This window comes from Pseudomonas sp. MT3, from assembly GCF_054720805.1.
The window spans coordinates 106,286-132,272 of the sequence record NZ_JBTVPY010000010.1 but is presented as its reverse complement, the minus strand read 5'-3'; the positions used below and the strand labels follow the sequence as shown (position 1 = coordinate 132,272).

General features: G+C 65.7%; 24 protein-coding genes. 11 read left to right on the top strand and 13 right to left on the bottom strand.

Annotated features, from left to right (window positions below):
- Positions 1-18: 18 nt before the first annotated feature.
- Positions 19-651, bottom strand: a complete 633-nt coding sequence (locus ACYCAX_RS12565) for a TetR/AcrR family transcriptional regulator (protein ID WP_015478393.1) — start codon at positions 649-651, stop codon at positions 19-21.
- A 96-nt stretch (positions 652-747) separates the two neighbouring features.
- On the opposite strand from ACYCAX_RS12565, the gene ACYCAX_RS12560 reads away from it, so the two are divergent.
- Both ACYCAX_RS12560 and ACYCAX_RS12555 read left to right on the top strand, forming a co-directional pair.
- A complete protein-coding gene (locus ACYCAX_RS12560) occupies positions 748-1,851 on the top strand; it encodes an efflux RND transporter periplasmic adaptor subunit (RefSeq protein ID WP_015478392.1) in 1,104 nt (367 codons plus the stop codon).
- A gap of 6 nt (positions 1,852-1,857) precedes the next feature.
- The gene (locus ACYCAX_RS12555) at positions 1,858-4,926 is read left to right on the top strand and encodes an efflux RND transporter permease subunit (RefSeq protein ID WP_460248146.1); all 3,069 of its coding nucleotides are present in this window, start codon (positions 1,858-1,860) and stop codon (positions 4,924-4,926) included.
- A gap of 230 nt (positions 4,927-5,156) precedes the next feature.
- Here the strand turns inward: ACYCAX_RS12555 and ACYCAX_RS12550 are convergent, their stop codons facing one another.
- The 5 genes from ACYCAX_RS12550 to ACYCAX_RS12530 form a co-directional block, all read right to left on the bottom strand.
- The gene (locus tag ACYCAX_RS12550; RefSeq protein ID WP_015478390.1) at positions 5,157-5,858 is read right to left on the bottom strand and encodes an ATP-binding cassette domain-containing protein; all 702 of its coding nucleotides are present in this window, start codon (positions 5,856-5,858) and stop codon (positions 5,157-5,159) included.
- A 3-nt stretch (positions 5,859-5,861) separates the two neighbouring features.
- Positions 5,862-6,629: a high-affinity branched-chain amino acid ABC transporter ATP-binding protein LivG gene (gene livG / locus ACYCAX_RS12545; protein WP_015478389.1), complete on the bottom strand. Its 768-nt coding sequence runs from the start codon at positions 6,627-6,629 to the stop codon at positions 5,862-5,864.
- A complete protein-coding gene (locus ACYCAX_RS12540) occupies positions 6,626-7,882 on the bottom strand; it encodes a high-affinity branched-chain amino acid ABC transporter permease LivM (RefSeq protein WP_015478388.1) in 1,257 nt (418 codons plus the stop codon). The genes livG and ACYCAX_RS12540 overlap by 4 nt, the downstream gene beginning before the upstream one ends.
- Complete coding sequence (gene livH / locus ACYCAX_RS12535; protein WP_015478387.1) at positions 7,879-8,802, bottom strand: high-affinity branched-chain amino acid ABC transporter permease LivH; 924 nt, start codon at positions 8,800-8,802, stop codon at positions 7,879-7,881. The genes ACYCAX_RS12540 and livH overlap by 4 nt, the downstream gene beginning before the upstream one ends.
- Before the next feature lie 116 nt (positions 8,803-8,918).
- Positions 8,919-10,040, bottom strand: a complete 1,122-nt coding sequence (locus ACYCAX_RS12530; RefSeq protein ID WP_015478386.1) for a branched-chain amino acid ABC transporter substrate-binding protein — start codon at positions 10,038-10,040, stop codon at positions 8,919-8,921.
- Between the two features lie 307 nt (positions 10,041-10,347).
- On the opposite strand from ACYCAX_RS12530, the gene ACYCAX_RS12525 reads away from it, so the two are divergent.
- Positions 10,348-10,665 (top strand): DUF2288 domain-containing protein, encoded by a 318-nt coding sequence (locus ACYCAX_RS12525; protein WP_294977784.1) that lies wholly within the window; start codon positions 10,348-10,350, stop codon positions 10,663-10,665.
- A gap of 66 nt (positions 10,666-10,731) precedes the next feature.
- Positions 10,732-11,103 (top strand): DUF5064 family protein, encoded by a 372-nt coding sequence (locus tag ACYCAX_RS12520; RefSeq protein ID WP_294977782.1) that lies wholly within the window; start codon positions 10,732-10,734, stop codon positions 11,101-11,103.
- Positions 11,104-11,363: 260 nt separating this feature from the next.
- On the opposite strand, the gene phnE is transcribed toward ACYCAX_RS12520, so the two are convergent.
- From phnE to ACYCAX_RS12500, 4 genes are read right to left on the bottom strand one after another with little or no spacing between them, the layout of a single operon-like run.
- Complete coding sequence (gene phnE / locus ACYCAX_RS12515; protein ID WP_460248145.1) at positions 11,364-12,152, bottom strand: phosphonate ABC transporter, permease protein PhnE; 789 nt, start codon at positions 12,150-12,152, stop codon at positions 11,364-11,366.
- On the bottom strand, positions 12,149-12,976 hold the full coding sequence (locus ACYCAX_RS12510; RefSeq protein WP_294977780.1) for a PhnE/PtxC family ABC transporter permease: 828 nt from the start codon (positions 12,974-12,976) through the stop codon (positions 12,149-12,151). Before ACYCAX_RS12510 ends, phnE begins: the two co-directional genes overlap by 4 nt.
- Entirely contained in the window at positions 12,970-13,776 is an 807-nt protein-coding gene (locus tag ACYCAX_RS12505) for a phosphonate ABC transporter ATP-binding protein (protein WP_015478381.1), read from the bottom strand. The genes ACYCAX_RS12510 and ACYCAX_RS12505 overlap by 7 nt, the downstream gene beginning before the upstream one ends.
- Entirely contained in the window at positions 13,773-14,630 is an 858-nt protein-coding gene (locus ACYCAX_RS12500) for a putative selenate ABC transporter substrate-binding protein (RefSeq protein ID WP_015478380.1), read from the bottom strand. Before ACYCAX_RS12500 ends, ACYCAX_RS12505 begins: the two co-directional genes overlap by 4 nt.
- A gap of 169 nt (positions 14,631-14,799) precedes the next feature.
- On the opposite strand from ACYCAX_RS12500, the gene ACYCAX_RS12495 reads away from it, so the two are divergent.
- Both ACYCAX_RS12495 and ACYCAX_RS12490 read left to right on the top strand, forming a co-directional pair.
- On the top strand, positions 14,800-15,699 hold the full coding sequence (locus ACYCAX_RS12495; RefSeq protein ID WP_460248144.1) for an NAD(P)-dependent oxidoreductase: 900 nt from the start codon (positions 14,800-14,802) through the stop codon (positions 15,697-15,699).
- Positions 15,696-16,487: a hydroxypyruvate isomerase family protein gene (locus ACYCAX_RS12490; RefSeq protein WP_460248143.1), complete on the top strand. Its 792-nt coding sequence runs from the start codon at positions 15,696-15,698 to the stop codon at positions 16,485-16,487. Before ACYCAX_RS12495 ends, ACYCAX_RS12490 begins: the two co-directional genes overlap by 4 nt.
- Before the next feature lies 1 nt (position 16,488).
- On the opposite strand, the gene ACYCAX_RS12485 is transcribed toward ACYCAX_RS12490, so the two are convergent.
- Positions 16,489-18,651 (bottom strand): putative bifunctional diguanylate cyclase/phosphodiesterase, encoded by a 2,163-nt coding sequence (locus ACYCAX_RS12485; protein WP_460248142.1) that lies wholly within the window; start codon positions 18,649-18,651, stop codon positions 16,489-16,491.
- A gap of 301 nt (positions 18,652-18,952) precedes the next feature.
- Here ACYCAX_RS12485 and ACYCAX_RS12480 point away from each other — a divergent pair, with 301 nt between their 5' ends.
- On the top strand, positions 18,953-20,611 hold the full coding sequence (locus ACYCAX_RS12480; RefSeq protein ID WP_460248141.1) for a phosphoethanolamine transferase: 1,659 nt from the start codon (positions 18,953-18,955) through the stop codon (positions 20,609-20,611).
- Between the two features lie 70 nt (positions 20,612-20,681).
- On the opposite strand, the gene ACYCAX_RS12475 is transcribed toward ACYCAX_RS12480, so the two are convergent.
- Together ACYCAX_RS12475 and rapA are read right to left on the bottom strand one after the other, a co-directional pair.
- Complete coding sequence (locus ACYCAX_RS12475) at positions 20,682-21,134, bottom strand: universal stress protein (RefSeq protein ID WP_015478375.1); 453 nt, start codon at positions 21,132-21,134, stop codon at positions 20,682-20,684.
- Positions 21,135-21,419: 285 nt separating this feature from the next.
- Entirely contained in the window at positions 21,420-24,272 is a 2,853-nt protein-coding gene (rapA, locus tag ACYCAX_RS12470; protein ID WP_177324588.1) for an RNA polymerase-associated protein RapA, read from the bottom strand.
- Between the two features lie 224 nt (positions 24,273-24,496).
- On the opposite strand from rapA, the gene ACYCAX_RS12465 reads away from it, so the two are divergent.
- From ACYCAX_RS12465 to ccoM, 4 genes are all read left to right on the top strand, one after another.
- Entirely contained in the window at positions 24,497-24,799 is a 303-nt protein-coding gene (locus ACYCAX_RS12465; RefSeq protein ID WP_015478373.1) for a hypothetical protein, read from the top strand.
- Positions 24,800-24,850: 51 nt separating this feature from the next.
- Positions 24,851-25,450 carry an alpha-ketoglutarate-dependent dioxygenase AlkB family protein gene (locus ACYCAX_RS12460; protein ID WP_015478372.1) on the top strand — a complete coding sequence of 200 codons (600 nt, stop codon included), beginning with the start codon at positions 24,851-24,853 and terminating at the stop codon, positions 25,448-25,450.
- Positions 25,447-25,608 carry a hypothetical protein gene (locus ACYCAX_RS12455; protein WP_015478371.1) on the top strand — a complete coding sequence of 54 codons (162 nt, stop codon included), beginning with the start codon at positions 25,447-25,449 and terminating at the stop codon, positions 25,606-25,608. Before ACYCAX_RS12460 ends, ACYCAX_RS12455 begins: the two co-directional genes overlap by 4 nt.
- 216 nt (positions 25,609-25,824) lie before the next feature.
- Positions 25,825-25,935 carry a cytochrome c oxidase subunit CcoM gene (gene ccoM / locus ACYCAX_RS12450; RefSeq protein ID WP_015478370.1) on the top strand — a complete coding sequence of 37 codons (111 nt, stop codon included), beginning with the start codon at positions 25,825-25,827 and terminating at the stop codon, positions 25,933-25,935.
- Positions 25,936-25,987: the final 52 nt, after the last annotated feature.

Sequence of the window (25,987 nt, the reverse complement as noted above, 5' to 3'; positions counted from 1 at the left end):
CCTACAGAGGGTGCTCTGTCATGGTCGGAAGGCCTTGAGGAACAGCGCCACCACTTCCTGCACGTGTGCTTCGGCTTCTGCTTCCGTGGGCGGCGTTTCGCAGCCGATCAGCAGGCGGAAGTGCACGCAGCCCTGCACCAGCATCAGGAAATGCTCGGCGGCCCGGCGAGGGCTGTCCATCTGCAGGCTGCCCTGCTCGCGCGCCTGCGCCAGCAGACGCTCCATCTGCTCCAGCACGCGCTGCGGGCCGGCCTCGAAGAAGAGTTGCGACAAGTGCGGGTTCCCCGCGCCCTGGGCCACCATCAGCCGGCTCAGGGAAATCGCCTCGGGGCTGTTGATCAACTGGTTGAAGCCGCGCGCCAGGTTCAGCAGCAGGCTTTCCAGCGGCGCGTCGGTCGGCGGCTCGGCGAAGAGTTCAGGCATGCGTTCGGCGCACTTGGCCTGCACCGCTTCGACGAACAGCGTTTCCTTGTCGGTGAAGTGGCTGTAGACGGTGAGCTTCGACACGCCAGCCTCGGCGGCGATGGCTTCCATGCTGCTGCCGTCGTAGCCGAAGCGAATGAACAGATCCTTCGCCGCTTCGAGGATGGCCTTGCGTTTGGCGGGGTCCTTGGGGCGACCCGGCCCGTTGGAGGGAGTAGATGGTGACATGATTTTACATTTCAAATACTGGACTGGTGGGTTCTGTATTTTTACTATACCGGGGAGTATAAGAATTCAACCGCGTTTTGCGAAAGGTCACACATCATGTTCCGCCATGCTCTGTCTGTCGCGCTTCCTGCTGTCCTTTCCCTGTCCCTGACTGCCTGCGGTAACGGTGAACCGCCCAAGCCGGCGGCGCGTCCGGCGATGGTGGTGCAGCCGCTGCCGGCCCGGGATGTTACCGAAGCCTACCCCGGCGAGGTACATGCCCGTCATGAGCCTGAACTGGCCTTTCGTATTGGCGGAAAAGTCAGCAAGCGCCTGGTGGAAACCGGCGAGCGCGTGAAGAAGGACCAGCCGCTGGCGGAGCTGGACCCCGAGGACGTACGCCTGCAACTGGAAGCGACCCGCGCCCAGGTGGCGGCCGCCGAGGCCAACCTGCAGACCGTCCGCTCCGAATACTCCCGCTACAAGACGCTGCTCGAACGCCAACTGGTCAGCCAGTCGCAGTTCGACAACATCGAGAACACCTACCGCGCCGGCGCGGCGCGGGTGAAACAGATCCGCGCCGAGTACGACGTGGCCCGCAACCAGGCGGGCTATGCGGTGCTGCGTGCGCCCCAGGACGGCGTGATCGCCACCCGTCGGGTGGAAGTGGGGCAGGTGGTCGCCGCCGGGCAGACCGTCTTCACCCTCGCCGCCGACGGCGACCGCGAAGTGCTGATCAGCTTCCCCGAACATGCTATCGACCGCTTCCGCGTCGGCGAGGCGGTGAGCGTCGAACTCTGGTCGCAGCGCGACAAGCGCTTCAGCGGCAAGATTCGCGAGCTGTCGCCGGCGGCCGATCCGCAGTCGCGCACCTTCGCTGCGCGAGTCGCGTTCGATGACGCCAAGGTGCCCGCCGAGCTGGGTCAGAGTGCGCGGGTCTACATCCATGCCGAAGGTTCTGTGCCGCTGGCGGTGCCGCTGGCCGCGCTGACCGCCGAGGGCGGCCAGCCGTTCGTCTGGGTGGTCGATCCGAAGAGTTCCACCCTGCATCGCCGCCCGGTGCGCATCGGTCCTTACGCCGAGGATCGCGTGCCGGTGCTCGAAGGGCTGAGTAGCGACGACTGGGTGGTGGCGGCGGGCGTTCAGGTATTGCGTGAAGGTCAGGAGGTACGGCCGGTCGATCGGGAGAACCGTTCGATCAAGCTGGTGGCGAAGGAGTAACGCCCGATGCAATTCAACCTTTCCGCCTGGGCGCTGCAGAACCGCCAGATCGTCCTGTTCCTCATGTTGCTGCTGGGCATTGTCGGTACGCTGTCGTACACCAAGCTGGGGCAGAGCGAGGACCCGCCGTTCACCTTCAAGGCGATGGTGGTGAAGACCAACTGGCCGGGCGCGACCGCCGAGGAGGTGTCGCGCCAGGTCACCGAGCGCATCGAGAAGAAGCTGATGGAAACCGGCGACTTCGACCGCATCATCTCCTTCTCCCGACCCGGTGAATCCCAGGTGACCTTCGTCGCCCGCGAGGACTTCCGCTCCCGCGACGTTCCCGAACTCTGGTACCAGATCCGCAAGAAGGTCAGCGATATCCGCTACACCCTGCCGCAGGGCATCCAGGGGCCGTTCTTCAATGACGAGTTCGGCACCACCTTCGGCAACATCTACGCGCTGTCCGGCAAGGGCTTCGACTACGCGGTGCTCAAGGACTACGCCGACCGCCTGCAACTGCAGCTGCAGCGCATCAAGGACGTCGGCAAGGTCGAACTGATCGGCCTGCAGGACGAGAAAATCTGGATCGACCTGTCCAACACCAAGCTCGCCACCCTCGGCCTGCCGCTGGCGGCGGTGCAGAAGGCGCTGGAAGAGCAGAACGCGGTGACCGCCACCGGCTTCTTCGAGACCGCGACCGACCGCGTGCAGCTGCGCGTGTCCGGACGTTTCGATTCGGTGGAGGACATCCGCTCCTTCCCGATCCGTGTCGGCGATCGCACCTTCCGCATCGGCGACGTCGCCGAGGTCCATCGCGGCTTCAATGATCCGCCCGCGCCGCGCATGCGCTTCATGGGCGAGGACGCCATCGGCATCGCCGTGGCCATGAAGGACGGCGGCGACATCCTGGTACTGGGCAAGAAGCTCGACGCCGAGTTCGAGCGCCTGCAGCAGACCCTGCCGGCCGGCATGCAACTGCGCAAGGTGTCCGACCAGCCGGCGGCGGTGCGCGAAGGCGTGGGCGAGTTCGTCCGCGTGCTGGCCGAGGCGCTGATCATCGTGCTGCTGGTGAGCTTCTTCTCCCTCGGTCTGCGCACCGGCCTGGTGGTGGCGTTGTCGATCCCGCTGGTGCTGGCGATGACCTTCGCCTGCATGTACTACTTCGGCATCGGCCTGCACAAGATTTCCCTCGGCGCGCTGGTGCTGGCGCTGGGGCTGCTGGTGGACGACGCGATCATCGCCGTGGAGATGATGGCGGTGAAGATGGAGCAGGGCTACGACCGGCTCAAGGCCGCGAGTTACGCCTGGACCAGCACGGCCTTCCCGATGCTCACCGGCACCCTGGTCACCGCCGCCGGCTTCCTGCCCATCGCCACCGCGCAGTCGGGCACCGGCGAATACACCCGCTCGCTGTTCCAGGTGGTGACCATCGCGCTGCTGGTGTCGTGGATCGCCGCCGTGGTGTTCGTGCCCTACCTGGGCGAGAAGCTGCTGCCGGACCTGGCCAAGCGCTACGCCGAGAAGCACGGCGGCAGCGACAAGGGCCATGATCCCTATTCGACGCCGTTCTACCAGCGCTTCCGGCGCCTGGTGGAATGGTGCGTGCGTTACCGCAAGACGGTGATCCTGCTGACCGTGGCAGCCTTCATCGGCTCGATCATGCTGTTCCGCCTGGTGCCGCAGCAGTTCTTCCCGCCGTCGGCGCGACTGGAGCTGCTGGTCGACCTGAAGCTGGCCGAGGGCGATTCGCTGGCCGCCACCACCGAGCAGGTCAACCGCCTGGAGAAGATGCTCGCCGAGCATCCGGGCATCGATAACTACGTGGCCTACGTCGGCACCGGTTCGCCGCGCTTCTACCTGCCGCTGGACCAGCAACTGCCGGCGGCGAGCTTCGCCCAGTTCGTGGTCCTGGCCAAAAGCCTGGAGTCCCGTGAAGAGATTCGCCAGTGGCTGATCAAGCACATGAACGAAGACTTCCCGACCCTGCGCACGCGCATCAGCCGTCTGGAGAACGGCCCGCCGGTGGGCTATCCGGTGCAGTTCCGCGTCTCCGGTGAGCACATCCCGGAAGTCCGCGCGCTGGCGCGCAAGGTCGCCGACAAGATGCGCGAGAACCCCCACGTGGTGAACGTACACCTGGATTGGGAAGAACCGAGCAAGGCGGTGTTCCTCGACATCGATCAGGAGCGCGCCCGCGCCCTCGGGGTGAGCACGGCAGACATCTCGCAGTTCCTGCAGAGCTCGCTGACCGGTTCCACCGTGAGCTTCTACCGCGAGGACAACGAGCTGATCGAAATCCTCCTGCGCGGCGACGATCGCGAGCGGCATGACCTGTCGCAGCTGCCCAGCCTGTCGATGCAGACCAGCAGCGGCCGCAGTGTGGCGCTGTCGCAGGTGGCGACCCTGGAATACGGCTTCGAGGAAGGCATCATCTGGCGGCGCAACCGCCTGCCTACCGTGACCGTGCGAGCCGACATCTACGACGACTCGCTGCCGGCGACCCTGGTGAAGCAGATTTCGCCGACCCTGGATCCGATCCGCGCCGAGCTGCCCGACGGCTACCTGCTGGACGTCGGCGGCACCGTGGAGGATTCGGCCAAGGGGCAGAACTCGGTGAACGCCGGTATTCCGTTGTTCATCGTGGTGGTGCTCAGCCTGCTGATGCTGCAGCTGCGCAGCTTCTCGCGGATGATCATGGTGTTCCTCACCGCGCCGCTGGGGCTGATCGGGGTGACCCTGTTCCTGCTGATCTTCCAGAAGCCCTTCGGCTTCGTGGCGATGCTTGGCACCATCGCCCTGGCCGGGATGATCATGCGCAACTCGGTGATCCTGGTGGACCAGATCGAACAGGACCGCGCCCACGGCCTGGACACCTGGCACGCGATCATCGAGGCCACGGTGCGGCGCTTCCGTCCCATCGTGCTGACCGCCCTGGCGGCGGTGCTGGCGATGATCCCGCTGTCGCGCAGCGTGTTCTTCGGCCCGATGGCGGTGGCGATCATGGGTGGCCTGATCGTCGCTACGGTGCTGACCCTGCTGTTCCTGCCGGCGCTCTATGCGGCGTGGTTCAGGGTGAAGAAGGACGCCTGAGGAACGCCGGGTTGCGTCTGAGGAGGCCTGTGCCCGGGCATTCCCCCTCATCCCGGAAGGTTGGGGCGAGGGGGATGCACGGGCAGGGGTAACCCCGGAAGAAGACAGTTGCTCCTGCAGTTGGCGCCCATCCAGGGTCGCGGGTTGCCTGGTAGGCGTGCGAAGAGCCGCTTTGTGCGAGCCAATGAAAAACGGCCCCGAAGGGCCGTTTTTCATTGCAGCGCGGGACGTCAGCCGCCGAGGTACGCGTCGCGCACCTTGGGGTTCACCAGCAGGTTGGCGCCGGTATCCTGCATGACGATGCGGCCGTTCTCCAGCACATAGCCACGGTCGGCGAGCTTGAGCGCCTGGTTGGCGTTCTGCTCGACGAGGAAGACGGTCACGCCTTCCTGGCGCAGCTGTTCGACGATGTCGAAGATCTGCTGGATGATGATCGGCGCAAGGCCCAGGGACGGTTCGTCGAGCAGCAGCAGCTTGGGCTTGCTCATCAGCGCACGGCCGATGGCGAGCATCTGCTGTTCACCGCCGGACATGGTGCCGCCGCGTTGGCTGAAGCGTTCCTTCAGGCGCGGGAAGAGCGCCAGGACCTTGTCCATCTGCTCCTGGTAGTCGCCCTTGCTGGTGAAGAAACCGCCCATCGCCAGGTTCTCCTCCACGGTCAGGCGGGCAAACACGCGGCGGCCTTCCGGCACGACGGCGATGCTCTTGCGCATGATCACGGAGGACTCCTTGCCGACCAGCTCCTCGCCCAGGTACGTGATGCTGCCCGAGGCCGCGCGTGGCGAGCCGCAGAGGGTCATCAGCAGGGTCGACTTGCCGGCCCCGTTGGCGCCGATCAGGGTGACGATCTCACCCTGCTGGACTTCCATGCTGACCTCGTGCAGCGCCTGGATCTTGCCGTAGAAGGTGGAAACCTTGTCGAACTTCAGCATGACTCAGGCCTCCCCCAGATAGGCTTTGATCACATCCGGGTTGCCGCGGATTTCCTCCGGGGTACCGTCCGCAAGCGGGGTGCCCTGGTTGATCACGTAGATATGGTCGGAAATGCTCATCACCAGCTTCATGTCGTGCTCGATCAGCAGCACGGTGACGCCGTGTTCGGCGCGTAGCATGGCGATCAGCGCCTTGAGGTCCTCGGTTTCCCGCGGGTTCAGGCCGGCTGCCGGTTCGTCCAGCATCAACAGCTGCGGACGGGTCATCATGCAGCGGGCGATCTCCAGACGGCGCTGCTGGCCGTAGGCGAGGGTGCCCGCCGGGCGGTTGGCGATGTCCTTGAGGTTGACGATCTCCAGCCAGTGCGCGGCGTAGTCCAGCGCCTCCGCCTCGCTGCGGCGGAAGGACGGCAGCTTCAGCAGGCCGGCAAGGAAGTTGGTGTTGAGGTGGCGGTGCTGGGCGACCAGCAGGTTCTCCACCGCGGTCATTTCCTTGAACAGGCGAACGTTCTGGAACGTCCGCACCACACCCTTATGGGCGATCTTGTGGCCGGGCAGGTCCTGCACGGCCTCGCCACGCAGGAGGATTTCACCGCCGGTGGGCTGGTAGAAGCCGGTCAGGCAGTTGAACACGGTGGTCTTGCCGGCGCCGTTGGGGCCGATCATCGAGACCACCTGCTTCTCTTTCACGTCCAGGGCCACACCGTTGACGGCCAGCAGGCCGCCGAAGCGCATGGTCAGGCCTTTTACATCGAGAATGGTCTGGCTCATTTGCGCAACTCCAGGTGCGGGCGCTGCATGGGCAGCAACCCCTGCGGACGCCAGATCATCATCAGCACCATGATGGCGCCGAACATCAGCATGCGGTACTCGCTGAACTCGCGCATGAGCTCCGGCAGCAGGATCATCACCACGGCAGCCAGGATCACGCCCAACTGCGAACCCAGGCCACCCAGCACGACGATGGCGAGGATGGTCGCCGACTCGATGAAGGTGAAGGACTCCGGCGTTACCAGGCCCTGGCGCGCAGCGAAGAAGCTGCCGGCGAAACCGGCGAAGCAGGCGCCGAGGGTGAAGGCGGAGAGCTTGATGATCGTCGGGTTCAGGCCCAGGGCGCGGCAGGCGATCTCGTCTTCACGCAAGGCTTCCCAGGCGCGGCCCAGGGGCATGCGCAACAGGCGGTTGATCACGAACAGCACCAGCAGCACCAGCAGCAGCGCGACCAGGTAGAGGAACACGACCTTGTAGTTCGAGTTGTAGGCGATGCCGAAGAACTCGTGGAAGGTCTGCATGCCCTCGGGGGCGCGGCGCTCGAGGGAGAGGCCGAACAGGGTCGGCTTGTCGATGCTGCTGATGCCGTTGGGGCCGCCGGTCAGCCAGGTCAGGTTGCGCAGCAGGATGCGGATGATCTCGCCGAAGCCCAGGGTCACGATGGCCAGGTAGTCACCGCGCAATCTCAACACCGGGAAGCCGAGGATGAAGCCGAAGAAGGCCGCCATCAGGCCGGCGATCGGCAGGCACACCCAGAAGCCCAGTCCGTAGTAGTGCGAGAGCAGCGCGTAGCTGTAGGCGCCCACGGCGTAGAAGCCGACGTAGCCCAGGTCGAGCAGGCCCGCCAGGCCCACCACGATGTTCAGGCCAAGGCCCAGCAGCACGTAGATCAGGATCAGCGTGGCGATGTCCACCGCGCCGCGCGAGCCGAAGAACGGCCAGGCGAGAGCGAGGATGATCAGGCCGAAGATGATCTTGCGCTGCACCGAGGAGTGGGTCAGGCGTTCGGCGAGCTTGGTGTGCGGTGTGGACAGGAACTGGCGGGTACTGGTCACGAAATGGAATTTGTCGCGCACCAGTTGCCAGACGAACATGCCCGCCGCGCACGCGGCGATGGTCCACAGGGTGGTCGGGCTGGCGCCCTCCAACTGCAGGCCGATGCCGATGACGCTGAGCTTGATGCCGAGCACCGGGTAGGCGACGGCCATGACCAGCAGGGCACTGAAGAATGCAATCTTGAGTCTCTGGCTCATACTTTTTCCACCTCCGGGCGGCCGAGGATGCCGGTGGGGCGGAAGAGCAGGACGAGCACCAGCAGGGTGAACGCCACCACGTCCTTGTACTGGTCGCCGAACACGTCGGCGCCGAAGGCTTCGGCAACGCCGAGCACCAGCCCGCCGAGCATGGCGCCGGGGATGCTGCCGATGCCGCCCAGCACCGCGGCGGTGAACGCCTTGATGCCGGCCAGGAAGCCGATGTGCGGGTTGATCACGCCGTACTGCAGGCCCAGCAGCACCGCGGCCACGGCGGCCAGGGTGGCGCCGATGACGAAGGTCAGGGCGATGATGTTGTTGGTGTTGATGCCCAGCAGGTTGGCCATCTTCAGGTCCTCAGCGCAGGCGCGGCAGGCGCGCCCGAGACGGGATCGGGAGATGAACATGGACAGGCCGTACATGGCCAGCAGGGTGACGATGAAGATCAGCACCTGCATGTACGAGATGGTCACGCCGGTCATTTCGTCGGCGCCGATCACGAAGTTGCCCGGCAGCAGGTTGGGGATGGCCTTGTCCTTGGAGTCCTGGGCGAGCAGGACTTCGTTCTGCAGGAAGATCGACATGCCGATCGCTGAGATCAGCGGAATCAGTCGGTTGCTTCCGCGCAGCGGGCGGTAGGCGATTCGTTCGATACCGTAGCCGTAGGCACTGGTGACGATGATGCTGGCGGCGAAGGTGCAGATGATGACGACAGGTAGACTTACGATACCCATCATCGCCAGCCCCGTGATCACGATGAAGGCTACGTACGAGCCAATCATGTACACCTCGCCGTGGGCGAAGTTGATCATGCCGATGATGCCGTAGACCATGGTGTAGCCGATGGCGATCAGGGCATAGGTGCTGCCGACGGTGAGGCCGTTGATCAGCTGTTGCAGGTAGTGATAGAGCTCAGGCATTACCTAACTCCTCGGGCGTCGCGTGAAGCGGCGCTTGTGGCGCGACGGACCCCCGGAATACTCGGATAAACAAAGCCCACTGCGTGGGCAGTGGGCTTTGTGTGGAGGCAAGTGGCTTACTTGGCTTCGGTCTTGGTGCCGTCCTTGTGCCACTGGTAGACCACGAAGTTGAAGTTCTTCAGGTCGCCCTTCTCGTCGAAGCCCAGGTCACCGGTCGGAGTGGAGAAGGTGTTGGCGCGCAGGGCCGCTGCCACCTTGTCGGTATCCTCGCTGCCGGCTTTCTTGATGCCTTCGGCGATGACCTGTACTGCGGCGTAGGCCGGGAACACGAACGGACCGCTCGGGTCTTCGTTCTTGGCCTTGAAGGCGTCAACCAGGGCCTTGTTCTTCGGATCCTGGTCGAAGGACTTCGGCAGGGTCACGTAGAGGCCTTCGGAAGCCGGGCCGGCGATGGCGGAGATTTCCTTGTTGCCGACGCCTTCCGGACCCATGAAGCCGACCTTCAGGCCCTTCTCGCTGGCCTGGCGCAGGAGCAGGCCCAGTTCCGGGTGGTAGCCGCCGTAGTAGACGAAGTCCACCTTGGCTTGCTTGAGCTTGGCGATCATCGCGGAGAAGTCCTTGTCGCCGGCGTTGATGCCTTCGAACAGGGCCACCTTGATGCCGGCGTCCTCCAGGGTCTTCTTCACGGCAGTGGCGATGCCTTCGCCGTACTGCTGTTTGTCGTGGATCACGGCCACGGTCTTGGGCTTGATGTGCTCGGCGATGAACTTGCCGGCGGTCGGGCCCTGCAGGCTGTCCAGACCGATGGTACGGAAGATCAGCTTGTAACCGCGGGAGGTGATGTCCGGGCTGGTGGACGCCGGGGTGATCATGATCACGCCTTCGTCTTCGTAGATGTCGGAAGCCGGCTGAGTGGAGCTGGAGCAGAGGTGGCCAACGACGAACTTGACGCCATCGTTGACGATCTTGTTGGCAACGGCCACGGCCTGTTTCGGATCGCACGCGTCGTCGTAGACCACGCCTTCGAGTTGCTTGCCGTCTACGCCGCCGGCCTTGTTGATCTGCTCAATGGCCATCTTCGCGCCAATGAATTGCATCTCCCCGTACTGGGCGACGGCGCCGGTCACCGGGCCGGCCAGAGCGATCTTGATGGTGTCGGCGGCCATGGAGTAGCTGGCAACGCCGGCCAGAGCCAAGGCGGTGAACAGCTGGGAAAGACGCTGAGTACCCTTTTTCATAGTGCTCCACTCTTCTTGTGTTTTCGTTTTTGTAGTTCTGGTAGCCGAAGGCTGCCGAACCGGGATTGCCCCGGACAGGCCCACCGGCAACTGTACCGGTACAGTGTAGAGTGCCGCTTTACCGCTTGAAAAGCAGGAGGCGGCGGGCTGGCCGAGTGTATGTCGCAACATTGACACAAACGTACAGAAAAACGGCGCTTACCCGGTGTCTCCCCGAGGGTTTCCGTCAGCCGGAAAGCACCGCCCGGACCTTGCCTGGCGCGGCCTCGGCGCTATCATGGCGCCGATCGTTTATCAGGTGAGATCCATGACTGAACAAGCTAGCACCCTCTATGCCAAGTTGCTTGGCGAAACCGCGAAGATTTCCTGGCAGGAGCTCGCGCCCTTCTTCGCGCGCGGCAACCTGCTCAAGGTCGGGGCTGGCGCCGATCTGGTGGAGGTCGCGGTGGGCGTGGCCGAGGACGACAAGGCGAAGGTTGCCGCCTGGCTTGCGAGCGGCGAGTTGAGCAAGGTCGACGAGCCTCAGGCGGAGGATTTCCTTGCCCGTGATCCGGAGCTCTGGGCCGTGGTGATCGCGCCCTGGGTGCTGGTCCAGGAAAGAGTTCGAAAAGACGTCCTGCACTGACTCAGGATGATTTCCAATTCATCAAGGCGCGCTAGACTGTCGGGATTCCATCGAAGGAGATTCGCCATGTTCGAACCGGGCCATCTGCACCTCCAGGCCATGCCGGGGCTGGACCAGCAGGAAATTGACGCTCACATCCACTACGAAGTTCGCAAGGATGCGGCGAAGGGCACCTACGTGCACTTCACCATGAAAGGCGAAATCGACCGCAATGCCTTCAGCGAAGAGTGGGACATGCCCAAGGAGCAGGCCTTCAACTTCGCCAGCGATGCGACCCGTATCGCGCAGAAGCACGGCCTGCATCCGCGCTTTGGCGCCGTGGTGCGCAATCACAAGGAATACGACGCGATGTTCGAGGACATCCGTCAGAAACTCGGCACGCACTATGGCGACCCAGTGGACCTCAATGACGTGATTCGACACGGCGAAGAGGATTGATACTCCTTGGAATCCATAAAGCCCGGCCATGCGCCGGGCTTTTTGTTGCGTGCTGTTACGCTGGGCTTCGGCGTGTTTCGTAGGAGCGGATTCCGTCCGCGATCAGCCGGCAAGGCCGGCGCTGGGCGGGTTCGCGAGCAAGCTCGCTCCTACGAAGAGCACATCGGCGTGAGCTTGTAGGAGCGAGCTTGCTCGCGAACCGCACGAGGCCAGTCGCGAACGGAGTCCGCCCCCGCAAAATCCAGGACCCGCATGCCGACTCAATGGGTCACCCAGCGCTGCCGCGCCCAGGCGCTCAGCGTATCGACGCCCAGCACCAGCACCAGCATGGCGAGAATCACCGTTGCCGCCTGGGCCTGCTGGAACAGGCTGAGGCTGAAGTAGAGCATCTGTCCCAGTCCGCCGGCGCCGACGAAACCGAGCACGCTGGCCATGCGGATATTGTTCTCCCAGCGATACAGCGTATAAGCCACCAGCTGTGGCCAGACGCCGGGCAGGGTGCCATAGGCGAAGGCGGCGATGCGTCCGCCGCCGGCCAGACGCACGGCCTCGGCCGGCGCGCTCGGCGTATTCTCCAGCGCCTCGGCGAACAGCCGGCCGAGCACGCCGCCGGTGTGCAGCGCCAGGGCCAGGGTGCCGGCGTTCGGCCCCAGTCCGGCGGCCAGCACCATCAGTGCGCCCCAGACCAACTCCGGTACCGCGCGCAGGGCGTTGAGCAGCAGCCGCGCCAGACTCTGGGCCACGCGCCCGAAGCGGCCGGCGGCGGGCAGGGCGACCAGCAGGCCGATCAGCACCGCCAGCAGCGTGCCGATGGCCGACATGGCCAGGGTTTCCAGGGCGCCGCGGCCGACGGCCACGAGGTGCGCGGCGGACAGGTCCGGGGAGAGGAAGTCCCCGGCGTAATCGAGCATCTGGCCGGCCCCGCGTGCACTGAACAGCCCGCCGGTGTCCATGTCCAGATAGGCGAACGACGCCGCCACCGCGATCAGTACGGCGAGCAGCCAGGCCAGGCTGCGCAGCAATCCGTTCACTCGAGACGGTCCGCTCATTCGAGCCTCCCGCGCAGGAAGCGGCTGAGCAGGTCGGCGCCGAGCACCAGTACCAGAAAGGTCAGCAGGATGCTCGCCACCTCGCCGCCGGCGAACATGCGCAGCGACAGGTCGATCTGCTGGCCGAGGCCGCCGGCGCCGACGAAGCCCATCACCACCGAGGCGCGGATCGCGCATTCCCAGCGGTAGACGGTGTAGGAAATCAGTTCCGGCGCTGCCGAGGGCAGCACTCCATAGGCGAAGGCTTGCAGGCGCGAGCCGCCGCCCAGCAGCACGGCGCGGGTCGGGCGTGGGTCCACCGACTCGAAGATTTCCGCATAGACCTTGCCGAGCATGCCGCCGTAGGTGATGGCGATGGCCAGCACGCCGGCGGTGGGGCCCAGGCCCACGGCACGGACGAACAGCAGCGCCCAGACAATCTCCGGAATGCTGCGCAGCAGGATCAGCAGCCCGCGCACTGGCCAGCGCAGCGCACGCGCCCACCAGGCTGGCAGGCCGCCACGGGGCAGGGCGGAGATCGACAGCGCGCGGGTCGCCAGCAACGCGCTGGGGAAGGCGATCAGCCAGGCCAGCGCCATGCCGGCGGTGGCGATGGCCAGGGTTTCCAGGGTGGCGCGGCCGAGCAGGCCGAGAAATTCGGCGTCATGGGCCGGCGGCCAGAAACCAGCGAGGAAGTTGGCCATTGTCCGCGCGTTGTCGCCGCTGAACAGGCCGGCGATGTCCAGCTCGGAGAGTCGCAGGCCCGGCCACAGCAGGGCAAGGGCGAGCAGGGTGAGCAGCAGGCGCGGCAGTGCGGCCGGGTCGCGGGGCGAGGTCGTCAGCATCGCGGGATCTGCACCACCATCGGCTTGCCCACCGGCGAGGCGCTGTCCTGCCGTCCCAGTTGCTCGTTGGCGTAGAGCGCCCGCAGGTCGTCCGGGGTGACCCGTTCCGCCGGCTTGTCGAAGGCGATGCGGCCGTCGCGGATGCCGACGATGCGCGGGAAGTGCTCCAGCGCCAGGTCCACCGCGTGCAGGCTGGCCAGCAGCGTCACGCCACGGTTCTGCGCTTCGCGGCTGAGCACTTCCAGGGTATGGCCGGCGAGCACCGGGTCCATCGCCGAGACGGGTTCGTCCGCCAGCAGCACTTCGGCCTGCTGGTACAGCGCACGGGCGATGCCGACGCGTTGCAGCTGGCCGCCGGAAAGCTGGTCGCAGCGTTCGAACAGCTTGTCGCCCAGGTCCAGGCGTTGCAGTTCGGCGCGGGCGCCGGTGCTGTCGAGCGGGTAAAGCAGGCTGGCCAGGCTCTTGCCCAGCGACCACTGGCCGAGGCGGCCGGCGAGTACGGCGGTGACCACCCGCTGGCGCGGCGGCAGCGGCGGCGCCTGGTGTACCAGCGCAATGCGCGCGCGCAGGCGCTGGCGTGCGGCGTCGCCCAGCGCCCAGGGTTGGGCACCGAGCAGTTCGAAGCGGCCCGCCGAGGGTTTCAGGGCGGTGGCCAGGATACGCAGCAGGGTGGTCTTGCCGGCGCCCGAGGGGCCGATGATCGCCACCCGCTCGCCGGCTCCGACCGTGAGGTCGATGCCGGCGAGCGAACGCTGGCCATTGGCGTGGACGTGCTCCACGCCGGTCAGTTCCAGGGTCACTTCAAGAGGCCTGCGGCGCGCGCCGACTCCTCGATGCCCTGGTAGTTCTCAGGCTGGGTCTCGATGAAGCGGCTGGCCGCCTGCAGGTCGAGGATTTCCTTGTCGCGCGGCTTGCTCGGGTCGAGGGCGAGGAAGGCCTTCTTGATTTTCTCGGCCAGGGCCGGATCGAGGTTGCCGCGTACGGTCCAGTTGTAGTCGTAGTAGGTCGGGGTGGTGGCGAAGACCTTCACCTTGTTGGTGTCGACCTTGCCGGCGTCGACCAGTTTTTGCCACACGGAGGCGTTCAGCACGCCGGCGTCGACCTTGCCGGCCTGGACCCAGGCGACGGTGGCGTCGTGGGCGCCGGAATAGGCCACGCGGGAGAAGAACTGCTCGGGCACCACGCCGTCCTTCTGCATGAAGTAGCGCGGCATCAGGCTGCCGGAGGTGGACGACACGGAGCCGAAGGCGAAGGTCTTGCCCTTGAGGTCCTGGATCGACTTCACGTTCGCATCGGCGGTGATGAATTTGCTGGTGAACTGCTGGTCCTGCTCGCGCTGTACCAGCGGGATGGCGTTGCCGGTCTTCAGGCGCGCCTGGACGAAGGTGAAGCCGCCCAGCCAGGCCATGTCCAGGCGATCGGAAGCCAGGGCCTCGACCACGCCGGCATAGTCGGACACCGGGATGAACTTCACCGGCATGCCCAGCTGTTCTTCCAGGTAGGCGCCCAGCGGCTTGAACTTGCGCAGCAGTTCGGTGGGGGCTTCATCGGGGATGGCCGAGACCTTGAGTTCTTTCAGGGCTTCGGCATGGGTAACGGACGCAGCAAAGGACAGCGCAAAGCAGGCGGCGAGCGCCAGGGTGCGTTTCAGCATGGAGCAGTCTCCGGTTCAATAGCGGAAAAAGCCTGGGAAGTTTAGCGGCGGTCTGCCCGCGTATTCCCCGACCTTGGGTACACGCACTGCCGGCAGGCTCGGCCTCGGGCCTCGCGGGGGTTAAGATGGCCGCCCCCGTGCCCGCTATTTTGCCTGACAGGAGTGACCCATGTCTGCTGCCTTGCCTTCCATTGCCTTCGCCGGCCTCGGCCTGATGGGCGTGCCCATGTCCCGCCGGCTGCTCGCCGCCGGTTTTCCGCTGACCGTGTGGAACCGTTCCGCCGGCAAGCGTGAGCTGCTCGCCGGGGAGGGCGCCAGGGCCGTGGAGACGCCGGCGCAGCTGTGTGCCGAGGCCGAAGTGGTGATGCTGTGCCTGGCAGACACCGCCGCCGTGCGCGAGGTGGTATTCGGCGCCGGCGGCATCGTCGAGGGCGCCCGTGCCGGGCAGGTGCTGGTGGACTTCTCCAGCCTGGAGCCGGCCGCCACCCGCGAAATGGCGGTGGAACTGGAAGCGCGCACCGGCATGCGCTGGGTCGACGCGCCGGTCTCGGGCGGCACGCCGGGCGCGGAAGCCGGCACCCTGGCGATCATGGCCGGCGGTCGGGTCGAGGACATCGAACGCGTGCGGACGATCCTGGCCAATCTGGGCCAGCGCCTGACGCGCATGGGAGATGTCGGCGCCGGGCAGGTGACCAAGGTGTGCAACCAGATGATCGTCGCCTGCAACGCGCTGGTGATCGCCGAGGTGGTGGCGCTGGCGGAGAAGTCCGGTGTCGACGCGAGCCTGATCGCCCCGGCGCTGGCCGGCGGCTTCGCCGATTCCAGGCCCCTGCAGATCCTGGCCCCGCAGATGGCCGAGAGCCGCTTCGAACCGGTGAAGTGGCACGTGCGCACGCTGCTCAAGGACCTGGATACCGCCGTCAGGCTGTCCCGCGAGGAAGGCTCGGCCACGCCCATGAGCGGCCTTGCCGCGCAGCTGATGCGCCTGCATGGCAGCCAGGGCAATCTCGAACGCGACCCGGCTACCCTGGTCGAGCAATACCGTCAGTCGAAGGAATCCCGAGCATGAAACTCTGCGCCAACCTGTCCCTGCTGTTCACCGAAGTCCCGCTGCTGCAGCGTATCGACGCCGCCGCCAAGGCCGGCTTCGAGGGCGTGGAGATCCAGTTCCCTTATGACGTGCCCGCGCAGGATCTGAAAGCCGCGCTGGACGCCGCCGGCCTGCCGCTGGTGCTGATCAACCTGCCCGCTGGCGACCTGATGCAGGGTGGCGCGGGCCTGGCGGCGGTAGCGGAGCGCGCGGCGGAGTTCGATGCGGCGCTGGCCCAGGCGCTGGACTATGCGCGCATCGTCAAGCCGCAGCACGTGAACGTGCTGGCTGGGCGGCTGGTCGAGGGGCTGGACCGCGAGGTCGCCCTGCAGACCCTGGCGGAGCGTCTGCGCGCGACCTGCGATGCCTTCGCCGGCAGCGGCACCGACGTGCTGATGGAGGCCATCAACTGCCACGACATGAAGGGCTTCCTGCTCAACACCCCGGAGCACCTGCAGGACATGCTAGAGCGCGTGGCGCGGGAGAACCTGCGCGCGCAGCTGGACCTCTACCACATGGCGCGCATGGGCCTGGAACTGGTGGATTGCATCTATGCGCTGATGGGCCAGATCGGCCACGTGCAGTTCGCCGACTACCCCGAGCGCGGCGAGCCGGGCTCCGGCGAGATGGAGTTCGAGGTACCGCTGCAGGTGCTCGACGATGTCGGCTACGACGGCTGGCTGGGCGCCGAGTACCGCCCCACCGGCACCACCGCCGACTCGTTGCGCTGGCTGCCGCGCTGGCGTGCAGGCCAGTTTGACTTCTGATTCAGGCCTGGTTGCGTAGCAGGGCCGAATCGCTGCCCTCGTGGTAGGCGTCGAGAAACTCCACCAGCGCGGAGAAGGGCAGCGGTCGGCTGAACAGGTAGCCCTGCGCCAGCTCGCAGTGGTTGTCGCGCAGGAAGGCCAACTGCTGCGGGTGCTCGACGCCTTCGGCGATCACCTTCAAGTGCAGCTTCTGCGCCATGGCGACGATTGCCTGGGCGATCTCGCTGTCACGCAGGGATTGTGGCACGTCGCAGATGAAGGAACGGTCCACCTTCAGCGCATCCAGTGGCAGCCGGCGCAGGTACGACAGTGACGAATAGCCGGTGCCGAAGTCGTCGATCGACAGGCTAACACCCAGTTCACGCAGGCGACTGAGCAACGGGATGGCCTGGTCGATGTTGGCCATCACCGCGTTTTCGGTGACTTCCAGCTCCAGGTAACGGGCGGGCAGTCCGGCGTCGTCCAGGGTGCGCTGCACTTCTTCCACCAGGCTGTCGCGGCCCAGGTTGCTGGCGCAGCAGTTCACCGCCACCCGCAGGTCGGCAAATCCCAGGTCGTGCAGGCGGCGCAGGTCCTTGCAGGCATGGCGCAGGACCCAGGCGTCCAGCGCGCCGATCAGGCCGTTGGCCACGGCCAGGTTGATGAAGCGGTCCGGCGCCAGCAGGCCGTGGGTCGGGTGCTTCCAGCGCACCAGGGCTTCCACCTGTTCCACCCCGCCGTGGTCGAGGCGCAGGATCGGCTGGTAATAGAGCACCAGTTCGTCGTCCCACAGCGCCTTGCGCAGTTCCTCTTCCAGCTGCAGCTCCTGGGTGGCCTTGGTCTTCAGGTGCGGGCTGAAGAAGTGGGTGACGTTGCGTCCGTTGCCCTTGGATTGATAAAGGGCGAGGTCGGCGTGCTTGAGCAGTTCCTCGGCCTGTTCGCCGTCGTTGGGGAACAGGCTGATGCCGACGCTCAGGGTCATCACCAGGCTGCGCCCGGCGGTGGTGATCGGCTCCTTCATGCGCTGCATCAGGCGTTGGGCGAGAATGCGCGCTTCGTGGTCCTCGCCCAGGTCGGCGAGGATGCAGAACTCGTCGCCGCCGAACCGGGCCAGCAGGTCGGAGCCGCGCAAGGCGCTGCGGATGCGCCCGGAGACGATGCACAGCAGTTCGTCGCCGGCGGCGTGGCCGAGGGAGTCGTTGACCCGCTTGAAGTGGTCCAGGTCCAGCAGGATCACCGCCATGCCCTGGCCCTGCTTGCGGTTGCGCTCCAGGCGCAGGGCGAACTCCTCGTTCAGCGCCGTGCGGTTGTGCAGGCCGGTGAGTCCGTCGAAGCGCGCGAGTTGCTGCAGCGAGGCATTGGCGTGATCGAGCTGGCTGAGCAGGGCATTGACCCGGTGCAGTTCGCTTTCCTTGCTCTCCAGGCTTTCCTCGATCCAGGCGGCCCAGAGCCCGGCGAGCACCACCGCCAGCGCCAGCAGGCCGACCATCAGGCCGAGCTGGATGGCGTTGCCTTGGGTGGGGTCTTCGCCCGGCACCACCCAGCTGGGTAGCGTCAGGGTCAGCGCCGCCATACCGGTGAAGTGCATGCCGGCGATGGCGCTGCCGAGCAACAGGCTGGCGGCGACCTGGTAGATCCATTGGCGCTGCGCAGGCTGCCGGTTGAGGACGGGCGTCAGCACCAGGGCGGCATAGGCCACCAGGATCGCCAGCAGGACCGACAGCGCCACCAGGGGCGGGTCGTAATGCTGCGCCGGTGGCGCCTGGATGGCGGCCATTCCGGTGTAGTGCATGCCGGCGATGCTCGCGCCGATGCAGCAGGCGGCCAGCAGGTGTTGCAGGGGGCTGAGCCCGGCCTGGACGAGCAGGCGCATCGCGACCACCGAGGTGCCGATGGCGATGAACAGCGAGAGGAGGGTCAGCCCGCCGCTGAAGTGCACCGGCACCGCCGGGCGGAAGGCGAGCATGGCGACGAAATGCATCGACCAGATGCCGCTACCCAGGCAAATGCCGCCCACCCACTGCCAGCGGTGGGCGTGGCGGGGCGTACGGATCATCCGGCTGGCGATGCTCAAGGCGACGAAACTGGCGACGCAGGCAATCAGGATGGAAAGCAGCACCAGGCCGGAATTGTGTGTGCACTCCAGCAGCACCGCGTCGGGTACGGCGTCCTTCTGCCATTCCATAGCCGGGAGCTCCTGATGTCGGGACGTGGTCGGGGCACGGTTCGATATCACTTTGATGTCAGTCTAGGAGGCGACCATCGCCCTGCAAGGCGTGGATGGCCTTTCCGACGGGGCGGAGGGCTGTCGCCGACGTACGGTCGAGCCCGTTGGCGATGGCGTCTCATCTCTTTCTTCCGGGCAGGGATGGAATCGCCAAATTGACATTTTTTTGACTAACTTCCGGCTAGAGTATCGCCGCCGGCCGGGAGGCTCGGCCGTTGACGTTTCCAACCCGATTATTGACGCTCAAGGAGTGCACTCGATGGCCGAGGGCAAGCGCCGCCTCTTCCCGCAGATCAGTTCGACGCGGCTGGTCATGCTGTTTTCCCTGGCCCTGGTGTTGTTCTACAACGTCGCGACCTGGAAGGCGCTGAACAACCTGGTGCCGCTGGAAGGCATCAAGGGCGCTGCGTTCTTTCTTTCCTTCGCCTTCTTCCTCTGGGCGGCCTTCACCCTGCTGCTGACGCTGGTGTCGTTCCGGCCGCTGCTCAAGCCGGCGCTCACGTTGGTGGCACTGGTTTCCGCGGGCGCGGCCTACTTCATGAACGCCTACGGCGTGGTCATCGACACGGTGATGGTGCAGAACGTGTTCGAGACCAATCCCGGCGAAGCCGCAGCGCTGTTCAGTGCGCGGATGGTGGGTTACCTGCTGGTGCTGGGCGTACTGCCGGCGGCGATCATCTGGCTGACCCCGGTGAGCTATCGCCCGTTCTTCCGCGGACTGCTGAACAAGGTCCTGGCGATCGCCGGGTGCCTGGCGGTGGTGGCGGTTTCGGTGGGCAGCTTCTATTCCACCTACGCGCCGGTGTTCCGCCAGGAAGACAAGCTGACCCACTTCATCAATCCGACCAACTACATCTATGCAGTGGGCAAGTACACCAAGCAGCGCCTGGGCATCAAGGAAAACCTGGTGGTACAGCCGATCGGCGAGGATGCCGTGCTGACCCAGCGCGTGCGCGCCGACGGCAAGAAGTCGCTGATGGTCTTCGTGGTCGGTGAAACCGCTCGCGCCGATCATTTCTCCCTCAACGGCTACGCCCGCGACACCAACCCGGAACTGGCGAAGCTGGACATCATCAACTTCGCCAACGTCAGCTCCTGCGGCACCTCCACCGCCGTGTCGGTGCCCTGCATGTTCTCCAAGTTCCCCCGCGAGGACTACAGCGACAAGAAGGGCAAGACCTACCAGGGGCTGCTCGACGTTCTGCAGCGCGTGGGGGTGTCCGTGCTCTGGCTGGACAACAACAGCGACTGCAAGGGCACCTGCCTGCGCGTGCCGAACCGCGACATTCCCAAGACCCAGGCCGGTCCGTTCTGCGATGGCAAGAACTGCCTGGACGAAGCCTTGCTGCAGGATCTGCAAGCCTATATCGACGGCTTGAAGGGCAACGCGATCATCGTCCTGCACGCCGACGGCAGCCACGGCCCGGAGTACTACGAGCGCTATCCGAAGACCCTGGAACGCTTCAAGCCGGTATGCCACACCAACCAGCTGGGCAGTTGCAGCAGCGAGGAACTGGTGAACGTCTACGACAACACCATCCTCTACACCGACTTCTTCCTGTCCAAGGTGGTGGAGCTGCTCAAGCGCAACGAAGGCCGCTTCGACACCTCGATGCTCTATGTCTCCGACCACGGCGAGTCGCTGGGTGAAAATGGCGTCTACCTGCACGCCGCGCCCTACGCCATCGCCCCGAAGGCGCAAACTCATGTGCCGATGGTGATGTGGTTCGGCGCTGGCGCGCTGGGCGATCTGGGTATCGATCGCGGCTGCCTGGAGACCAAGGCCAAGGCCGATGAGTTGAGCCATGACAACCTGTTCCACTCGGTGCTCGGACTCTATGAGGTGCGTACCAGCCTCTACCAGCTGGACCTGGACATCTTCCATTCCTGCCGACGCAACATGACCGTCTCCCAGTAAACGGGAACAGCGGCAAAAAGAAGGCCCTGCGGCGTCTGCCGCAGGGCCTTCGTGTTTTCCGGTTCTGGAATTACTTGTCGCGTACCAGCAGCACCGGGCGGTTGCTGACGCGGATCAGGCCTTCGGCCACGCTGCCCAGCATCAGGCGGCGTACGCCACGGCGGCCGTGGGTGCCCATGACGATCACATCGGCTTTCGAGGCTTCGGCCTCGATCTCGATGCGTTCGGCGATCTCCTCGCTGGCGCGCTCCTGGCAGACCCGCTCGAACACGGCCTTGACCGGGAAGTCGGCGACATGCTCCCTGGCCTTGGCCAGGATGTCATCGGCAGCCTTCAGCGCGGCTTCACGCAGCGGCTCGGGGTTGTAGTACACGGCGTAGTCGGGCAGGTGCCGCAACGGGCTGTCGACGATGGTGATGACACGCAGCTCGCCGCCGCTCAGCTTGGCCAGCTTGGCTGCTTCCACCAGGGCACGGTCGGAAACCGGACTGCCGTCCACCGCGACCAGAATGCGCTCGTACATGATGTGTTCCTCAATCAGTGGGCTTGGTAAGAAAACTCTATCCCTCCGAGGGCGAGATTCCCTTGCGCAGCGTCAATGGTAGTCGGTATGTCTGAAAATGCCGGGAATAGAGCGGTGTAACCGTGGACGGAACGTTGCCAGGGCGGGTTCGCGAGCATACAGGTTGCGGGCGTGCCTGCGTTTCGTAGGAGCGAGCTTGCTCGCGAACAAAGCCCGCCCCATGAAAAAAACCGCCACAGGTCACCCCGTGGCGGCTTCTTCATTGCGCGTTGCTCGGTATCCGGATCAGCCAGCCACCAGAACGCGGATCGCCTCCAGGCGCAGCGAGGCTTTATCCAGCATCGACAGGCTGTCGTCGCGCTGCTTGCGCAGGGCTTCCAGTTCGCTGTCGCGCACGCTGGGGTTGACGGCCTTGAGCGCGGTCAGACGGGCCAGTTCCTCGTCCAGGGTGGCGGTCAACTGCTGGCGGGCCTGTTCCACGCGCTCGGCGTGGCGCGGTGCGATCTTGGTTTCGGCCACGGCGAACTGCTTGGCCAGCACGTCGCGCTGGGCCTGCACGAACTTGTTGGCGCTGGCGCGCGGCACGCTTTCCAACTGGTCGTTGAGGGTTTCGAAGGACACGCGGGCGGACAGGTCGTTGCCGTTGGCGTCCATCAGGCAGCGCAGCGCCACCGGCGGCAGGAAGCGGCCGAGCTGGAGTTTGCGCGGCGCCACGGCTTCGCTGACGAACAGCAGCTCCAGCAGCACGGTGCCGGGCTTGAGCGCCTTGTTCTTGATCAGCGCCACCGATGTGTTGCCCAGCGAGCCGGACAGCACCAGGTCCATGCCGCCCTGCACCATCGGGTGCTCCCAGGTGAGGAACTGCATGTCTTCGCGGGCCAGCGCCTGGACGCGGTCGTAGGTGATGGTGACGCCTTCGTCGTCGCCCAGCGGGAAGCTGGCGTCCAGCATCTTCTCGCTCGGACGCAGGATCAGCGCGTTCTCGGAATGGTCCTCGCTGTGGATGCCGTAGGTATCGAACAGCTTCTCCATGTAGATCGGCAGGGCGAACTGGTCGTCCTGCTCATCGATTGCTTCCACCAGCGCCTCGCCTTCGCCGGCGCCGCCGGAGTTCAGCTCCAGCAGGCGGTCGCGGCCGCTGTGCATCTCGGCTTCCAGCGCCTCGCGGGCGGCGATGCCTTCGGCCAGCAGGGCAGCGAAGGCGTCGTCGTCGCCGCCGTCCAGCAGTTCCACCAGGCGCGGGCCGAAGCGGTGCTGCAGGGCGTTGCCGGTAGGGCAGGTGTTGAGGAACGCGTTCAGCGCCTGGTGGTACCACTGGAACAGGCGTTCCTGCGGGCTGTTTTCCAGGTGCGGGACGTGGATCTGGATGGTGTGCTTCTGGCCGATGCGGTCGAGACGGCCGATGCGCTGTTCCAACTGGTCCGGGTGGGCCGGCAGGTCGAACAGCACCAGGTGATGGGCGAACTGGAAGTTGCGGCCTTCGCTGCCGATTTCCGAGCAGATCAGCACCTGGGCGCCGAACTCTTCATCGGCGAAGTAGGCGGCGGCGCGGTCGCGTTCGAGGATGCTCATGCCTTCGTGGAACACGGTGGCCGGGATGCCGGACTTCAGACGCAGAGCGTCTTCCAGGTCCAGCGCGGTCTCGGCGTGGGCGCAGATCACCAGCACCTTGTACTGCTTGAGCATCTTCAGGGTGTCGATCAGCCACTCGACGCGCGGGTCGAAGCGCCACCAGCGGGCGTTCTCGTCGGCGTCCTCGACCTGGGCCTGGAAGCTGACTTCCGGGTACAGATCCGGGTGCTCGCCGATGGGCAGTTCCATGTACTCGATCGGGTTGGCCAGCACGTAGGGGTGCAACTGACGCTCCGGGAAGCCCTGCACGGCGGCGCGAGTGTTGCGGAACAGCACGCGGCCGGTACCGTGGCGGTCGAGCAGCTCACGGACCAGGCGGGCACGGGCGTCTTCGTTGCCGCTCTCGACGCTGGCCAGCAGTTCGTCGCCGGCGCTGCCGAGGAAGCCGTGGATGGCCTCGCGGGCGGTGGGGGAGAGGCGGCCGTGGTCGATCAGCTCCTGCACGGCCTCGGCGACCGGACGGTACTGGCCGCTTTCGGCGCGGAAGGCTTCCAGGTCGTGGAAACGGTCCGGGTCGAGCAGGCGCAGACGGGCGAAGTGGCTGTCCAGGCCCAGCTGTTCCGGGGTCGCGGTGAGCAGCAGTACGCCGGGGATGACCTGCGACAGTTGTTCGACCAACTGGTATTCGCGGCTGGCCTGCTCCGGGTGCCAGACCAGGTGGTGGGCTTCGTCCACGACCAGCAGGTCCCAGCCGGCGGCGAACAGGGCGTCCTGCGCACGCTCGTCCTCGCGCAGCCACTCCAGCGCCACCAGGGCCAGCTGGGTGTCTTCGAAGGGATTGCTGGCATCGCTCTCGACGAAACGTTCGCGGTCGAACAGGGCGACTTCCAGGTTGAAGCGCCGGCGCATTTCCACCAGCCACTGGTGCTGCAGGTTTTCCGGCACCAGGATCAGCACGCGGCTGGCGCGGCCGGAGAGCAGTTGGCGGTGGATCACCAGGCCCGCTTCGATGGTCTTGCCCAGGCCCACTTCGTCGGCCAGCAGGACGCGCGGCGCCATGCGGTCGGCGACTTCGCGGGCGATGTGCAACTGGTGGGCGATGGGTTGCGCGCGGGCGCCGCCCAGGCCCCAGAGGGAAGATTGCAGCAGGCGGGTGCGGTGTTCCAGGGTGTGGTAGCGCAGGCCGAACCAGGACATCGGGTCGATCTGCCCGGCGAACAGCCGATCGCTGGCCAGGCGGAACTGGATGAAGTTCGACAGCTGGGTCTCCGGCACGGTGTGCTGGTCGTTCTGTGCGGTGATGCCGTGGTAGATCAGCAGGCCGTCGACCTCGTCCACTTCGCGGACGGTCATCTTCCAGCCTTCGAAATGGGTGATCTCGTCGCCCGGGGCGAAGCGCACGCGGGTCAGCGGCGCGTTGCGCTCGGCGTACTGGCGGGTATCACCGGTGGCGGGATAGAGCACCGTGAGCAGGCGGCCGTCCAGCGCCAGGATGGTCCCCAGCCCGAGTTCCGCTTCACTGTCGCTGATCCAGCGTTGACCGGGTTGATACTGCGCCATGATCACCTCCCAAAAAAAGCCGGCTATGGTACCGGAACGTGTGGCATTCAGCGATGGCCGAAGACGGTGCCGGTCGTCCGAAAGGTCGGGCCTGCCGGGAGGGAGGCGCTGGGCGTCGGGGGCTCCCGCTGGACTTGCCGCAAATGTACGAAAGTGTAGCGAGCCGGGCTCAAGTCTGTAGCGGAGCCGCCGATAGCCTGACCAGAGGACCTCCGACGGGACTTTTCCGCATGCTGCCGCCCATTCCCCACAGTCTGGCACCGGTCACCGCCCAGCAGGACGTGCCCAGGCCGCGACCGGATGTCGCCCCGGTGAGCCCGCCTGCCCCCAGCGCGGGCAACGCCGGCGTGGGCCTGGAGCGTCGTCCCGACGAAGAGGTGCTGGAAGAGGAATACCAGCGCCGCCGCAAACGCCGCCAGCCCAGCGATGGCACGCCGGAGGGCGAGGCGCTGGAAGAGTTGGAGCAGGTCGAGGAGCTGGGCGAAGTGCGGGATGCTCCGCGCAAGGGCCTGTGGATCGATATCGAGGTCTGACGCCCCGGCCCGGGGTAAGCTGGACGAGTTCCCGATCACGCCGAGTCCCGCATGCTGTTCGACGATGCCCCCATTCACTTGCCCGATGCCGAGTTGCGCCTGCTGTCCGACTGGTGCCCGCCGCGGCGTGCTGCTCAGTGGTTCGAACAACTGGTCGCCGAGACGCCCTGGGAGCAGCCATGCGTGCGCCTGCACGGGCGCGACTACCCGGTGCCGCGGCTGGTCAACTGGTACGGCGATCCCGAGGCTTTCTATGCCTACTCCGGCCTGACCCACGTGCCGCTACCCTGGACGCCGCTGCTGACGGAGATCCGCGCACGGGTGGAAGAGGCGGCCGGGCAGCGCTTCAACGGCGTGCTGCTCAACTACTACCGCGACGGCCAGGATTCGATGGGCTGGCACAGCGACGACGAACCGGCACTGGGCCGCAACCCGGTGGTGGCGTCATTGAATCTCGGTGGCGCGCGGCGCTTCGACCTGCGGCGCAAGGGGCGACACACAATCGAACATTCCATCGAGCTGTCCGGCGGTTCGCTGCTGGTCATGTCCGGCGCGACGCAGCATTATTGGCAACATCAGGTCGCCAAGACGCGCCATGCGGTCGCGCCGCGCCTGAATCTGACTTTCCGCCTGGTGCATGCCCTGCCATGAGCAATGACGAAAAACTGATCGACTTCGCCTCCGAGCGCGACAAGCGCATCCACGACGTGCACGAAAAGCGTTTGCAGGACGTGCGCAAGGCCTTCGAGAACGCGCTGCCGCTGAGCAAGGCGCGCAAGAAGGGCAAGAGCAAGCCGAAGAAACGCTGATTTTTCCTGCCCCTACCCACCCCTTTTTCGTCAGAAACACCGTCTCGCGCGGCTTCCCGCCGCACCTACCCCTTTCGCTAAGTTGACCTGCGTCAGTGCTCCGGCCCTCGCCGGAAAGCGCCTTGTCGACCATTGATCCAGGTCAATTTGCCCTGTCCGGCCGCCGGTAATCTGCACACATCCCCAGACGATGTAGGCAAATAGGAGGCCAGCATCATGTTCATCGACGAAGTGGTTCTCGCAGGCATCGTTACCGTAGGACTCATGGTTCTGTTCTTCGGCGGGGTCGGATATTTCATCTGGAAGGACTCGCACAAGCGCGGTTGACCTTCCAGATACACAGAGCACGCAAGGCACTTCGGGCGACTTAGGTCGCCCG